We start from the raw sequence: 15598 nt of genomic DNA, 5'->3' as shown, positions 1-15598 counted from the left end.
CCCAGTTGATAGGAATTAAATCGATTTGCGCGATTATGGTGCCAGCAGTGCTGGTGTCCCCTCGTTGATAGCAACCAGTCTCCTTTGCTCAGTGCTTTGTATTAGGCCTTTTAGAAGAACAGAATGATGTCGACCGAGAAGGTATACATGTCGTCTTTCATGAAGTCGTTGAACACGCCCGTCGTACCGGCCGGATTAAGATCGGACCAGTCGTACCGAGCTTCTGGGCGAACCATGACATGCTCGCATGGCTTCCAATTGGCACCCAAGGTGATGTTGTAATAGTTATGGCCCGTGAATAGCGTCTCGACAGGGACCTGCTGAATACGCCAGTTGTCTTCATCACAGAACCACTCGGCACGAGCACCTAGCGACAGCTGGTCGCTCCAGTGGTAGTAAAGGTAGTTGGTGAAGCTATAGAAGTAGGCGTCTTCCGCATCAAATGCCGCATCGAGAAACGCATCGTTTTGCACGCCAAAGTCGTGAACCAACGCATAGTCCCAGCGGTTGCTCAGCTTGCGAGTGTAAGCCATCGTGTGGGAATAACGGTTTTGGCTGCCGGTGGGATCTTCGCTGCCGGTATGCATTGCGTACGATAGGCCGGAAACACCATTGGACCAACTGCTGCCCAGTAGAAAGCCATACGAACCGTTGATGTTCTCGAAGTTGTCCCAGCCATTGGTCATACCGGCTTGCACTGTGAAGCAGGTCGTAGGACTGTACGAGGTCACAAAGCCAGTGTGTGTCTTGGGGTTACCGTAAACAAAGCTGTAGCTATGCGAATAGAAGAAGTTCTCAGGAGCCGGGACCGCTTCGTAACCTAGCAGCGAGTAAAAGTGCCCGAACTTGGCTTTCACGCCGGAACCAACCGGGATGAACGCTTCGGCATAGACCTGCGGTAATGCCAGGCCATTGAGCGCTCGCGTATCGTTATCGCGTGGCCCTTGGCCATTCCATTTTCGGGAGCCATCTCGTTCGCGTTCCAGGCCGTTTGATTCGACCCAGAAGTAGTCCGTACCATATAGCAGGTCGACCCGGCCGCCAAAATCCCAGCTGCAGCAGTCTTCGCTAATCTGCTTTCCCATCGTCAGATAGAGCTGATTCAGCTGATAATCATCGGCTCGATCATTGAAACCCATAGGGCCATTGAAATTACCGCCGGGGTGGTCGGTATTTGCGGTATAGCCCTGCTCGAGCCAACCGTCGACAAACCAACCGCCTGATCCACACGGATCGCAACACGTTGCACAGGTGTCTGACTGGCAGGCGTCGCAGTTGGCAAGTTGCATTTCCACGGCCTGCGTTGCAGCCTCTTCATTTGCGGTCGACTCCGCAAAGAGAGTTGGGGCAACGTCTTGCTCGGAATGCTGGACCTCGGTGTCGAGGAAATCCTGAGCTGGCAGCGGGGTTGTGTTGAGGCCTGCAATCAGGCCTCCAATTGCCAGTGTGACAGTCGTCAGGCGACGGAGCATGTTTCCCATTCCTTGTACTCATTTCCCCAAGACAAAACGCTTGGGTATCGGGTGAAGTACAACGTTTCGTGAATTCCGTTGGCAACGATCGATTGTGTTGTTCGTAATTTCCGTGCGGAAACGAACAGATGCGTTGTCTGTATTGGATTCGGTTTCCCGGCCATCAAAAGTTTGACGGAAGTGCCGGATATCACTAGGTTTACTTCTTTGGGGCTGGAAAAGTCGACGCAAATCACCCATCTTGTTGCCAGCTCTTTTGGGGTGCGAATACTCGTCCTTGCTGGTTAGGCAAACCGCGTAATTAATGCGACCTGTCTAAGCCGTTGGGCCTGCAGGGGTGTAGCGAAAGCGATCAAGCCGTTCTTGGATGGTGATTAGCCTGTAAAATCGCTTGTCTGTGCATTTCTCCCAGGCCTCTTACGTATCCTGGTTTGTGTCTGTAGTCTGCTTGGCTTAGAAGTTCTGTGCCGTAACCACTGGCTATATAGTGGGTTACAGAAGAATTTACCGGTTCAGAAGGCGATTCGCCTGAAAGCTAGTTGGTCGCATAGGTCAGAAATAATGCGCCGCCTAGGTAAAATACCAAGAATGGGCAATTAGATTCCTAGTAATTGATTGAAATTGATACAACCCCTGATTTTAATGGAACTACCTGATCCGGGCAGTCCTCTCTAATCCAGGTGGACTGTCTGTTCAGAACACGGAGTTTCAAGGCTAGGCTTACCCCCCTCTTCCTAGTCTTCGTATGCCCCACTCTCCACTTAGACTGCAAACCGACCATTCCCCGGGAACTTTGATTGGCCGTTGGTGCAAAGTATGAAAAACACTACTCTTGTTCGTAATCACTCCTCCGCTTCCAAAAATCCGCGTAAAGCTGTTCGCGGTTCTCGCAACATGCGGCTGGAAAGTCTTGAGATTCGCGACCTGCTCGCTGCGAACACTCTCGACTTCGTAGACAACCTTGAAATCGGATCGCCGGGCGAAAAGCGAGATCTGCAGCTGGAAGTCGACCCTGCTTCCGGCACTGCTATCGTTGCCCTTCGAATCCAAGGCACCGGCGGCAACCTGGACCCAGCGATTCCGCTCGTGTTCATTCAGGACACCGACCGCAACAATCCGGCCAATCATGTGCCGCTGATGCAGACCATGGCCGATGCCAATGGAAGCCTGGACAGTGTCGTAATGTTTGAGGTATCCGGCGGGTCGAACTTTACGATCGAAGTGGGGGGCACTTCGGGCTCTGGTGGATTCTTAGCCGAAGTGATGCTCTTCGGCTCCACGGATGCGGACGGTGGCGTTTCTGAAAACGAGTACATGCGAGCCGTTGCCGCTGAGCTGCAAGCACGCGGTGCTGGCAATCATAACACAGCCGCCTACTTCCAATCGGTCTACGGCATCAACTTTAACGAGTCGCAGTACAACGTTGCCTACGACGCCAACCTGAACGGCCAGGTCGATGGTTACGAGGTTGGTTACGTTGAATCGAACATGGGCAACGCTCCGGTCATTCTCGACTTGATCGGCGACAATGAAGCTCCTGCGGTCGAAGCGGCTGTGGTTGTCGATACCGGCAGCTCGACGAGCGACAATATTACCAGCGACACGACCGGCATCAGCGGGACGATCACCGATTTCAGCACCATCGTTTCGGCACAAGTTTCCATTCAAAATGGCACCGGCGGCAGCATTGATCTGGCCAACACGGTAAGCCCGCCTAGCATTTCGAGCCTGACTCAGACCGACAGCGAGATCACGTTCACACTTGATATTGATGACCTGGATGACCTGCTCGGTACCGGCACGGTGCTTAATTCCGGTAGCTACACGCTGGAAATCACCACCGAGGACGAACTGGGTAACGTCAGCGTGACGCCGTTTGAGTTGGTCTTCGAGTTTGACGACACAGCACCGATCGCACCAACCGGCGTTGATATGGCCGCCGCAGATGACTCAGGCGATTCCGATGTCGACGATCTGACCAACGTCACCACGCCAACTTTCACGGTCACGGCAGAAGTTGGTTCCACCGTGACCTTCTCGTCGAGTAATGATGGTGTCTTAGGATCGGTCGTGGCCGATGCTTCTGGCGTGGCTACGCTCACACCGGCGACCGGCCTGTCCGAAGGTGCGCACGATATCACCACCACGGCCACCGATATCGCAGGCAACACCAGCGTCGCATCGACTGCCTTGTCGATCGTGATCGATACCATCGCTCCGGCGGATGTCGGAGCCGTCGAATTAGATAACAAGACCGGAAACAACAATCTTACCGATCAAGTTCAAGCGACCTTCAGCGGAACGACCGAAGGCTTGGCGACCGTAGAGATTCTCGATAACAATTCGGTCGTCGTTGGGACGACGACCGCCGACGGGTCCGGCGACTTCACTTTCGAGGTAGGTGACAACATCGCGTTGGACCTCGGCGAAAATGATTTCACCTTCGTGGCGACCGATGCGGCCGGCAACAGCTCGACGCCCACTCCGTTTACCGTCTTCCGCAACACCCCGCCGAGCATCGAGCAGAGCATCTTCACAATCGAAGAAAACTTAGCGACGGACGCTGATGTTGGCGACGTAACGGCTGATTCGAATGATGGCGCGACCGATATCCTGACCTATGCCATCACCGGCATCGACGCAGGCTACGAAGGCACGTTCGCCATTGATGCCAGCACCGGGAAGATCACGGTTGCCGATTCTTCGAATCTAGACTTCGAAACGAAGAGTACCTTCACCGTTGAAATTCAGGTCACCGACAGCAAGGGAGATGGCCTCGGTGGTGCAGGACTGGTGACCACCCAGAACATCACGATCAACCTGAGCGATGTCAACGAAGCGCCCGTCTTCGACGAAGACTCGTACACGCTAACCATTGAAGAAAACTCGGCGGACGGCGTAGAGCTAACCGGTGGTCCGATTGTTGCAACCGATGAGGATGCCGACGATCAAGGGACGAACCTGACCTACTCGATCACCGGCGGCAACGGCGCGGCGCTGTTCGATATCGATGCCACCTCCGGGATCGTTACCGTTAAGGCAGGGGCCTTGCTTGACTATGAAACCACGAGCTCCTACACCCTCGAAATCACCGCCACTGATAAACTCGACGGTGATGGCAACGGCGAAGTCGGGGGCGTAAACTCGGTGCCCCAGATGGTCACCGTGAATTTGATCGATGTCAATGAAGCACCGGTCATTACCAGTGATGCTACGGTTGATGTCGCGGAAAACACTGCCAATGGAACACTCGTTGCGACGGTAACCGCAACCGACGTGGACGAAGACGATCCTCCGTTTTTGTTTGAAATTACCGGTGGTTCAGGCCAGACTGTCTTTGAAATTAATAGTGCCACCGGCGAAGTCACTGTCAGTGATCAGGCCGCACTTAACTTTGAAGGGGGCACGACTTCCTTCGAGCTGAACATCCAAGTTACCGATAACCTCGACGGCAACGGCCTGGGGGAAGTCGGTACGCAGTTGACTGACAGCTTTACCCTGACCATCAACGTCACCGACGTGAACGATGCCCCGGTGGTCGTTGTGGCTCCTACGCTGCAGATCAATGAAAACGCCTCCGCAGCGACGGCCGTAACCACCGATGGTTCCATTGTGGCCGACCTGACCGACTACTTCACCGACGAAGATTTGGACACGCTCACTTTCACCATCGACGGTGGAAATGGGAATGGGGCGTTTGCCATCGACGGAGACAACATCGTCGTTGCCGACTCGACGAAGCTGAACTTCGAGGATCCTACGCTCAATAGCTACACACTGACCATCGTCGCTACCGACGACGGCACCGGGATGTTGTCTGCTCAGCAGGACATCGACATCGAAGTTATCAACCTGAACGAACTGCCAGTGATTCCCGGCGGTACCGTTTCGCTGCCCACGATTTCGCTGCTGGATGTCGACGACCCGAGCGATGTCTCAGGATTCAGTCTCGATATCGGCCTGATCGATCCGGAAGGTGACATGCTCACCTACTCCATTGCTCAGGATGACGAGGACTTCTTCCAGTTGAACGCCGATGGCACGATTACGCTTTTGAAAGAGCTTACCTCGTCAGATCTTGGCGTAGACGGCGAGGGTACGTTTTCCATTACGTTCACGTTCGATGACGATAACACGCTGCTTACCGATGACGTGCTCAACAAGGGACCTTTCACCCTTAATTTGACCGTGGCCGACAACGAAGCCCCTGTCTTCACAACGCCAACCGACGCGGCATTCACCATTGAAGAAAACGTCGCTGGCAGCATCATCGATGGGGCCAGCCTCACGCCTGCAGTCATTCTGACAGCAACCGACGTAGAAAACGACCAATTCACTTTCTCGCTGGAAGTAAGCGACGCGAATTCGGGCCAGGATTTGGTCGACCTGTTCGAGTTGGCCCTGGTCGATGACATGGGCACTGCCGACCTGAACGACGACGTCTACGAGTTGGTCGTCGCCAATGCAGCGGGCCTCACGTTCGACAATGTGAACGCACTTGGTGCGACCGGCGGTGTCTTTGATATCGACCTGGTCGTCACCGACAGCGAGGGACGTTTCAGCACCAAAACGATCACCATCACGGTGACCGACGAAAACAATAGTCCGACGTTCACTGCCCCGGTCGGTGTGAATGTCAATGAATTCGTCGAAACCAAAACCGGCTCGCTTGGTGCCTCATCCGGCGACGTGGTTTATGACCTTAGCGGGGCGTTTGAAGATGTCGATGCCGCGTCAAATCTCACCTACACGATCGATGCGGCTGTCGTATCCGGGACTTCGGTCGATGTCACCGGTGCGTTCGACATCGTCAACGGTGAAATCGTCGTAGACATGGCTCAGCTACTCGACGTCGAAGGCATCGATCCCGACAGCATCACGCTGACGATCACTGCCAATGACGGTCAAAGCGAAGCGAACAGCACTGTCACCGGCGACATCGAGATCGCCATCAACCCCCTCAACGAACTGCCGATCTACGACACGCCGACCGATCCCTTTGAGATCTCGTTTGCGGATGTCGACGACGATTATGTTGCAACACCGATCGATCTGGGCAACATCTCGGAAGTCTTGACCGCGGTTGATCCAGAGGGTGACGCGATTGTGTACTCGCAGGTCGCCATGGGTGGCACCGGCTCTGACTACTTCTCGCTTAGCCCCGATGGCACCATCTCGCTGATCCAGAACGTTCCCGACGCAGGTTTCTCGAATCAGGAACGCTTCTTCACGCTGACGTTTAATTACGCCGATCAGCCAGGTCTGGAATCGGATGGGGACCTCTTGTTCGATCCGTTCGAGCTGACGATCCGCGTCTTCCAGAACCCACCGGCCACCTTCGACGAAGTCGACTACGATTTCTCGCTCGATGAAAACACGGTAGCCGACAACACGATCGTGCAGTCCGTTTCCGCAAGCGACGATGAGGGTGAAGACGTTACCTATGACATCGACGATCCATCGAATACTTTCGTGATCGACGAAATTACAGGCGATATCCGCATCGACAATAACGCAGCCCTCAACTTCGAGTCCAACTCCGAAATCGTCTTCACGGTGTTCGCCATCGATGAAGCGATGAACATGACGCCGATGACGATCACGGTGAACATCAACGACGTCAACGAAGCCCCTGTCATTGACAACAACCCTGGCCCATTCAGCATCGCCGAAGATGCCGTGGATGGAACCGCCGTGGGTACCGTCGCGGTCAGTGATCCCGATACGGGCGATTCGTTCACCTTCCAAATTGTCGGTGGTGATCCCAACGGCGTGTTTGCCATCGATAGCAACGGCAACATCACCATCGAGGACAACACCACGATCGACTTCGAGAACGCTGAGGTTTATACGCTCGAAATCAAAGTGACCGACAACGGCGGCCCAACGCCTGGAATGAACCAACTGTTCGACTCAAAGTCGTTCACCATCGACGTGGGTGATGTCAACGAAGCTCCCGTCCTGGTCGGCATGGACTTCGACCTGGCAACGGTCGATGAATCGGACCTGACCGCGCAAGAGATTGCCGATGGTGTTCCCGGTGCGACCTTTGTGCGACGCTTCGACATCGACGTTGCCAGCTTCTTCACCGACCCTGAAGGCAGTAATGTCTTGCTTGAGGTGAACAACGAAGCGGCGGTGACCGCCGGCGGTCACATCGTTAGCGTGTCGTTCGACAATGGTGCAGGGCAACTCGTCGTCGAGTTTGAATACTTCGGCGTCGGTCAAGATCGTGCCCCTGTCGACGTGGAACTGGTCGCCACCGAAGACACCTTGGACGCCTTGGTCGCAGACACACCGCTTTTGGTGAACATCTCGGTCACCAACGAAAAGGCGGTCGACTTCCAGATCATTCCTGTGCTCAACCTTACTCAGGACAGCACCCAGGGATTTGACGGGGTCGCCCCCGCCGGACTGCCTCAGGCAACCGATCGCTTCGCCGACGAACAAACCTTCTTCGTCGAAATCTGGGGTACCACCCTGGTTGGCGAAGACGACGTTCAGGCCGGCAACGCCTGGATTGAAGGGTTCCGACTTGCTATTCTGGGGCTGGACTACCGCGATGACCTGGTCAATGTGATCGACATTATCGCCCCTGGCAAGGCCCTGGGCGAAGGTAGTGAACCTGTCATCTGGGCCGACGGCTCGGTCGACAACTTCAACGCCTTCTTTGGTTCGGCCGACCCGCTTGACCTTGAACCGCCGGTCCCTGGGTTCGGCTCCATCGGTGGTAAAGGAAGTTATGTACGTTTGGGTTATCTGGAACTGCAAGCCAAAGCCGGTGTTGATATCGAGAGTGTTACCGATTTGGTATCGATCGACTTCAACGACAGCGAAACAACGATAACCCTGAACCCTGCCGACGAAGAGGACGTTCTGGTAGGGGGGGACCCCGAGACCGATCTTCCACGCAGCGATGAGATCAGGGCCGTAATCAACACCTCGCAGATCACCATCGAAAACACATCGGTTGAGATCGTCGATGCCGAGAAGTTCACCATCTCTTCCGCCGATAGTTCGGCTATTATCCTCGGTCAAGGTGCCAGCACCATCGGCGGCCTGGAAGCCCTGGGGCAAGGTGGCAATGGTGTCGGAAACGTAACTAGCTTTACCGGAAATATCTTCGTCCTGTTTAGTGGCGACGAAATGGATCCCGACTCGTTCGAGATCATTGGTACCGAATTGATCCTGACCGAAGAGGGCTCGTACACGCCGGGCGAACCTGACGAACTCGGCGGTAACCCGGAGATCAATGGAGACAGTTCCGCTAACTTCGGTTTGGAAGCTCATGAAACGATCAATGTGGGCGGAGCTTCGGTCGAGACCGACCACTTTGTCGCGGTTCGCGAAACGGTGATCCGCATCGCCGGTAGTCCCGAAGTCGTGCTTTCTGGAAATGCCTATACCGGAAATGTCGGTTTTGATTCCTCCTCCTTCGGAATCGACATCGCCACCGGCTTCGTCGATGTGCAAACCAAAACCGCAGTAAATGGTGGTGGTGCATTTGCCGCCGAGCGAGAATTCCTGGGTGGCATTGCCTTGGGTGCAAACGGGGCGGAAGCCTCGAGCATCGAAGGGGATGGCCTCGGTGGTTATATCCTCACCTTGGACCTCAACCGCTTGATTCAGAACACCTTCGATATCAGTGGTTCGATGGTAGGAATCAACCTGAACTTCGAGGGTACGATTGTAGCCGCGGCCGGTGGTGCTGTGCCTCTGCAAGGGACGGTCTTCGCCAAAGATGGACAGCCTCTGGAAGATGGTTCCGGTATCTTTGTGACCGTCAACAAGAACCGCACCGGCATCGATGCCAGTGGTCAGGTGGCCGAACTGCCGGATAGTGCCGACTGGGCCTCGGAATGGGACTCGCTGTGGGTCGAAGTTTGGGGCAACACGGCCGATGCAGCCGGCGTTTACGGTGGTTCGCTGGACCTGGGCTACGACACCAGCCTGTTCACGGCTACCGAAATTGAATACGCCTCGTCGATGAACGTAAACCGTACCGGCACGATCGACGATGCCAACGGCATGATCACCGGGCTGGGCAGCCAGAGCGAACAGACTGACCTGGGTAACGGCTCGTTCGTCCTGCTGGGTCGTGTCAAACTCGAATCGCTGCCAAACGACGGCATCGACGTCTCGGTGGGTGGCGACTTGACGGCCGAATCGCTCGGCTTAGAAGCGACCAACACGAAGGTCATGCTCAGCTATATCGGCGAAGTCGACGCGGATGTGACCGACGTGGCCGATGTCGATATCTGGGCGGTCGCTTACGACGCCAACGACGACGGCAAGATCGGTCTCGCGGACTTCAGCCAGTTCATCAGTGCTTACGGGAAGTCGACGTTGACAGCCAACAACGCCATGACGGCCGCGTTGGACTTCGACAACGACGGTAAGGTCGGCCTGGGAGACTTCTCCGCGTTCATCGGTAACTACGGCAAAACCAAGCTGAATGTTAGCAGCATCCAGTACCCCGAAACCTTCACCCAAATGTGGGTTGGTAAGGGTGTCGAGCTGAACGGCCCTGATACGATGCAGGATGTCTTCGACAGAGCCGTCACCGACTGGCAAGAAGCGTTAGGTTGGGAAGAACCCATCGACGTCAAGCTGGTTGTGAAGGACTTCGGCGATGCCCAACTGGGTGAAGCCGAGCTTCTGGGGCTCGACGAAAATGGCCTGCCGCAATTCGGTATCCTCACGCTCGATGACGATGGTGCCGGTCTAGGTTGGAGCTCTGACCTGGAAGGTGGTCCGGCAGAAGGCCAGTACGACTTGTACACGGTCATTCTGCACGAACTGGGTCACTTGTATGGCTTTATGTCGCACTACGCAGGATTCTCGGACAACGTCGTCACCGACCATGAAGGCAACAAGGTCTTCATCGGTTCCGACTTCGTCGCTGTCTTGGACGACTACGCACATCACCTTGACTCGACCGAGCATATGGGCGATGTGATGAACGCCACCCTCGACCCAGGTCAACGTAAGATGATCTCGGCTCTGGATGTCCAGATCCTGGAAACGGCTTACGCCTCGGCCACCGCAGGCCAGACGCTCGTCGGTGGTTCGGCTGCTCTTCAGGCCGCCGTGACCACAGAGTCGATCGTCGAAGAAACGATCGCCCCGGTCGAGACCCACAACCCGGTCTCGTTCGTGTTTGATAAAGTCGTCGATGTCGAAAGCATCAGTGGTCGTACTGGCTACGAAGCGGCAATCGCACCGATGGTTTACCACGAACTAATTCGCAACGGTGTAAGAGTGACGACCTCCTCGTCCGCTGAAGTTCAACAGCAAATGGAAGACGTCGACTCGGTCGTTTCCTCGCTGGCCGTCGAAGACTCCTCGCTGCTGTTGGCCGACTCGGTCGAAGATGCCAACTACTTTGCCATCGAAGAAGATTCGGACAGCGTCGACGATCTATTCGCCGACTGGGATTTCAATTCGGATCTCGAAGGTTAATCGCTCGATAAGAGAGTGAAGCCATCAAGATCGCAAGCAAGGGCCGCGCCTTCCCGGGGGCGGCCCTTGTTTTGCGCGCTGCAAACCATGCCGCCACTTAAAGATGGGCAAATTGCCGTGCGTCCATACTTTTCAGCATAGCGCCTGGCTGTTAGGTTGTTCTCCGCATTAATCCTACCCCCACCGTCATCATCGTAGCGGAGCACTGTCATGCTGGGAATCGACATCGACGCTTGCCGTAGTCGCCAGAAACGCTTGTTAAACGCTTTGGAAAGCCACTCGCTCGACGCAATCGTCGTCACGCAAAACGAACACGTGCAATGGCTGGCAGGGCCTCGCTACGATTTCAAGTTTTCGCCAGCTGTCGTGCTGTTTGCCGATGGTCGCCTGGCCTTGGTCGCTCCGAACGAGGCCCCCGATTCGGCCGCTGCCGATGACGTTCGCACCTACGAGGCTCAGTGGCTCTCGACGCTACGAAACGACCAGCGAGCCGCATCGAGCCAGGTTGTCCTCGATATCTTGCGAGAAGCAGGCTCGGCCAAGCGTTTGGGCGTCGAGTACTCGAGCTACCCGGTTCACGTGTCGAGTCAGTTCAGCGCCGAGCTGGTCGATATCGAGCCCGAGATTTATCGCCAGCGCCGCAAGAAGGACGCCGACGAAATCGCCAAGATTCGTATGGCCATCAGCGGCACCGAGAAGATGTACGAAAAGGCCCGCGAGATCATCTGTCCGGGGATCAACGAACTGGAAGTCTTCAATCAACTGCAAGCGGCCGCCGTTTCCCAGTTTGGCGAAGCGTTAACGGGCACCGGCAACGACTATGCCAGCGGCGAGATGGGGGGCCCTGCCCGGGATCGTCGCGTGGAAGATGGCGAGTTGTACATTCTCGATCTTGGTCCGGCCTTCCGGGGTTACTTTGCCGACAACTGCCGTGCGATTGCTGTTAACGGAAAACCAACCGACGAGCAGCAAGAAGCATGGACGCACGTCATGAAGGTCTTCACGCACCTCGATTCGGTCGTGAAACCTGGCAAGAGCTGCAAAGAGCTGTTTCTGGAAGTTCAAGGGATTCTCAAGGGAGCCCCCATTGGCGAGTTCCCCCATCACTTGGGACACGGCATTGGTCTGTACCCGCACGAAGCTCCGCACCTGAACTCGAACTGGGACGATACCTTCCAAGTCGGCGACGTCTTCACCTGCGAACCAGGCCTGTACGATGCCCGGCTGAAGTTCGGCATGCGTCTGGAAAACGACTACCTGATCACTGAGAACGGCATCGAGAATCTCTCGCCGTTCAAGATGGAATTGGCCTAATCGCTCTCTGCGTGTAACGCCTGATACGCCGCGGATCCGACTTGTTACCCTGGGGGTGGCTCAGAGATTCATCTCTGAGCGGCCCCAGACCACAAGCGGCTAATACAACGGGCCCGAACCCAGAAGCAAGTATCCATCCGCAGGGCCTCACGCGAACGCGTGTCACGAAGCTGGCACCCGGTATCCAACCCACGCCCGCGCGAATCTAAAAAAATTTTCATTTGAGCACTATACATATGCTACACCAGGCTGATATATCTAAATCATGCCCAGGGGACGCTTCCCCGGCATCATGCCTATTTTCTTTTTAGGCATACGAAAAACAGTACCCAGTTTCGCTGCTAGACAAGCAGCAAACCGTAGGGCCCGCGTGTCGCGGGTCGTATACCGGGTACCAGCTTCGCGACCCGCGACACGCGGGCCCTACTAAACTAACCCATCACTTTGCACACAAATATTTACGAGCACCATTATGTCCCATCACCACGAAAAACCTGAAAAACACGAACCGGGCGCCTCCGCGCACGGTTCGCAGGTTGCCGTGATCGATGGCAACCGACTCCTATGCCCTTTCTGCGGAGAAGTCCTGGCAATACTGGCCGACGAGCCTCCCCAAGAGCCACCCGAGGAGCCACCATTCGAAAACCCCATGCACCGGGCCGAATACGGCAACGATCCGCTGGGCCGCCCGCAAGGGGCAACCTTGAGCGCGATCACTCGAAGGCAAGAAGCCCAAGAGGCGATCACGCGTGAGCCAGAAGAACCCCCGCAAGTAACCGAAGAAGAACACTTCACGCGAGTAATGGACGAAGCCGGTCCCAGCTACCGGGCAGACCCCTTGGTAGTACCCATCGATCCCGAGATCGAAGCGTACGAATTTCCCAAGGAAGATCCGCCCACAATCGCAAAACCGAAGAAGTGCCAACCTCCTAAGCTTCCACCGCTGGAGCCTCGACCAAAACGCGAACGCCAGCTTCACCATCGTTACCGCGAGCGGGAAATCCGTCGAAGCAAACAACCAATCCAAGAGCCGTTGTCCTACCAAGAGAAGCGGTTCTTCGCCTGGACCTTCTACCGCATGAAGGCGCTCAACCTGCAACTGCAGGGAGAAATATGCGCCAAGCAGGAAGAGATCGACGCGTTAGAGCGCGAACTCAACCGCCCGCACGAAACGCCATCCAACAAAGAACACCCAACCACCCTACCAACAAAGCGCCGGGTGCCATGCCCACGTCTTCGTGGGCATGCGAAAAAGGTCGTCCAGAACAGAAGACGTGACCGAGTACGTCAGGCGTTAGAAAGAGCTTCCCAAACCAAAGAACGCGGTCCACCCTAACAACGCGACCCTTCACCCAAGGTAGGGTGTGAGCAGTGACGCGAAGCGGAACGTATCGCACCAAATGCGGCCTCCATCCCATGGCAACGCGACAACGTTGTGCATGGTGCGATTCGCTGCGCTGCTCAGCACCCTACAGCAGAACAGGACTCTCTTCTCCTGTCCCCTCGCCCCCGGGTACGGGGGCGAGGGGACAGGAGAGCGGTGCGCGTACCAGAAGAACCCCCGTGTTAGTTCACGTTGGGGTCTTGCGGCATGCGTTTTAGGTTCAGCGAGTCGCGCATGATGTTCGTGCCGACTTCGCCGGAGACGCTTTTCCAGAGGGCGTCGTTGTTGGTCTCGAAGACTTGTTCTTTTTTGGCCGCCAGGGTGAGCCAACCGCCGACTTCCATTTCGTCTTCCAGTTGCTGATCGCCCCAGCCAGAGTAGCCGAGGAACAAGCGGAATTCGTGGCGGCTTTCGCGAATGAGTGGCTCGATGTTTTCGCGCTGGCTCGAGAAGTAGACCCCGGGGATGACTTCCAGTTCGCCCAGCTTTTCTTCCTGGTGCAGGGCCATCAGCGGTCCTTCGACCGGGCCGCCTTGGAGGACGCTTTCAGGGGCATCGATGCTTTCGCCAGAGATGTTTTTCCAGATCTCTTGAACGGTCAGATTGATCGGGCGGGTAAGCACCAGGCCCAATGCCCCTTCGTCGTCGTGCTGAACCATCAGGACGACGGTCCGCAGAAAATTGGGATCGGGAAGATAGGGGGACGCAATCAGAAATTGTCCGGCCAAAGACTGCATCGCTGGCGCAACTCCTCGAGGTCAAAACGAACGGGTCAATCGCCGTTGCCGAAATGATCGTGCCAAATGCATCCGCCCCAGGACCAACCGACCCCGAAGCCCACCAGAAGATGTTTTGCTCCTTTGGTCAGTCGATTTTGCTTTCGCAAGTCGTGAATCATGAGGGGAATCGTCGCCGAGACGGTGTTGCCAACGGTCTCTAGCGCGATCGGCATGCGATCGCTATCGATCTCCAAAGCTTCCTGCAACTGCTCCAGCATTTTACGGGTCGCTTGATGAAATAGATAGAGTTTCACGTCCGATTTCGGAATCCCGGCGGCCGAGAAGATATTTCGCACCAACTCGGGAATGGCACCCACGGTAAAGTTGATTAGGGCTGGGCCATCCATGTACAAGCGGCTATTCCAACGCTTGCGATGCCGGGGCTTATGGGCTTGGTCAGCCGGTCTCGCCCCGCCGTCGGGGACCATCAGCGTATCGGCCCCGCTTCCATCGGTGCCGAACTGAAACCCGCCGAGCGTTGGTTCGGGGGCCGCTTCAATCAAGGTCGCGGCTGCTCCGTCGCCGAAGATCGTGCGCAAGCTCCGGTCGTCGGCATCGATGTATTTGGAGTAGGTCTCGGCCGTAATAAAGAGGACTCGCCGAGCAATGCCAGCTCGGATGAGACCCTCGGCCAGCGACAATCCGTAGATGAACCCCGAACAGCCCAGGTTGAAATCCAATGCCCCACAGGAAACCCGCAGGCCCAACCGCTGCTGCATCAGGCAGGCCGTCGTGGGCAATGGATAGTCGGGCGTTTGCGTGCAAAAGAGCAGAAAGTCAATCGACTGCGGGTCGATCTGGTGTTCGTCGAAGAGACGCTCGGCCGCTTTCACCCCTAAGTCCGACGCGCACTCGCCTGGCTCGGCGATATGTCGCGATGCGATCCCCGTTTTGGAATAGATGAGGTCCATATCCCAGCTGGGAAATTCGTCCTGCAATTGCTGGTTGGTCTCAATCTTTTGAGGAAGGTAAGTAGAGATGGGACCGATAGATGCGTATTTCACAAACGACACTCTTCACTTCGAATTGACAGCTGGAGTCGGCCGACAATCTGCGTCCTGTCAGAGCGGCCTTCCGGAGCGACCAAGCGCACCATTTGAGTCCTCGAAGCTTATCAATTCCAGGAAACGTGCGATACCCGTGCGTAGGAATTCCCTATTTTGGGCGGTTTGCCGAGTTGACGTGAA

6 protein-coding genes are annotated in these 15598 nt (G+C 55.9%); 3 read left to right on the top strand and 3 right to left on the bottom strand.

What is annotated here, in order from left to right; translation table 11 throughout:
- Nucleotides 1–110: 110 nt before the first annotated feature.
- Nucleotides 111–1472: an outer membrane beta-barrel protein gene (locus HOV93_RS10735; protein WP_207396498.1), complete on the bottom strand. Its 1362-nt coding sequence runs from the start codon at nucleotides 1470–1472 to the stop codon at nucleotides 111–113.
- 816 nt (nucleotides 1473–2288) lie between these two features.
- On the opposite strand from HOV93_RS10735, the gene HOV93_RS10730 reads away from it, so the two are divergent.
- The 3 genes from HOV93_RS10730 (at nucleotide 2289) to HOV93_RS10720 (ending at nucleotide 13584) form a co-directional block, all read left to right on the top strand.
- Nucleotides 2289–10934 carry a cadherin domain-containing protein gene (locus tag HOV93_RS10730; protein WP_207396497.1) on the top strand — a complete coding sequence of 2882 codons (8646 nt, stop codon included), beginning with the start codon at nucleotides 2289–2291 and terminating at the stop codon, nucleotides 10932–10934.
- Nucleotides 10935–11144: 210 nt separating this feature from the next.
- Nucleotides 11145–12248, top strand: a complete 1104-nt coding sequence (locus HOV93_RS10725; protein WP_207396496.1) for a M24 family metallopeptidase — start codon at nucleotides 11145–11147, stop codon at nucleotides 12246–12248.
- A 472-nt stretch (nucleotides 12249–12720) separates the two neighbouring features.
- Nucleotides 12721–13584: a hypothetical protein gene (locus tag HOV93_RS10720; RefSeq protein WP_207396495.1), complete on the top strand. Its 864-nt coding sequence runs from the start codon at nucleotides 12721–12723 to the stop codon at nucleotides 13582–13584.
- Nucleotides 13585–13814: 230 nt separating this feature from the next.
- On the opposite strand, the gene HOV93_RS10715 is transcribed toward HOV93_RS10720, so the two are convergent.
- Together HOV93_RS10715 and HOV93_RS10710 are read right to left on the bottom strand one after the other, a co-directional pair.
- Complete coding sequence (locus tag HOV93_RS10715; protein ID WP_207396494.1) at nucleotides 13815–14369, bottom strand: YqgE/AlgH family protein; 555 nt, start codon at nucleotides 14367–14369, stop codon at nucleotides 13815–13817.
- A gap of 35 nt (nucleotides 14370–14404) precedes the next feature.
- On the bottom strand, nucleotides 14405–15415 hold the full coding sequence (locus HOV93_RS10710) for a ketoacyl-ACP synthase III (protein WP_207396493.1): 1011 nt from the start codon (nucleotides 15413–15415) through the stop codon (nucleotides 14405–14407).
- Nucleotides 15416–15598 lie beyond the last annotated feature (183 nt).

Source organism: Bremerella alba (assembly GCF_013618625.1).
In the GTDB taxonomy this organism is placed as follows: domain Bacteria; phylum Planctomycetota; class Planctomycetia; order Pirellulales; family Pirellulaceae; genus Bremerella; species Bremerella alba.
Note: the sequence above shows the minus strand (reverse complement) of the source record. Positions and strands in the feature narration are given on the sequence as shown.

Coding starts and splice junctions, on each gene's coding strand:
- HOV93_RS10735 (WP_207396498.1), bottom strand. CDS start 1,472: ATGCTCCGTCGCCTGACGACTGTCACACTGGCAATTGGAGGCCTGATT.
- HOV93_RS10730 (WP_207396497.1), top strand. CDS start 2,289: ATGAAAAACACTACTCTTGTTCGTAATCACTCCTCCGCTTCCAAAAAT.
- HOV93_RS10725 (WP_207396496.1), top strand. CDS start 11,145: ATGCTGGGAATCGACATCGACGCTTGCCGTAGTCGCCAGAAACGCTTG.
- HOV93_RS10720 (WP_207396495.1), top strand. CDS start 12,721: ATGTCCCATCACCACGAAAAACCTGAAAAACACGAACCGGGCGCCTCC.
- HOV93_RS10715 (WP_207396494.1), bottom strand. CDS start 14,369: ATGCAGTCTTTGGCCGGACAATTTCTGATTGCGTCCCCCTATCTTCCC.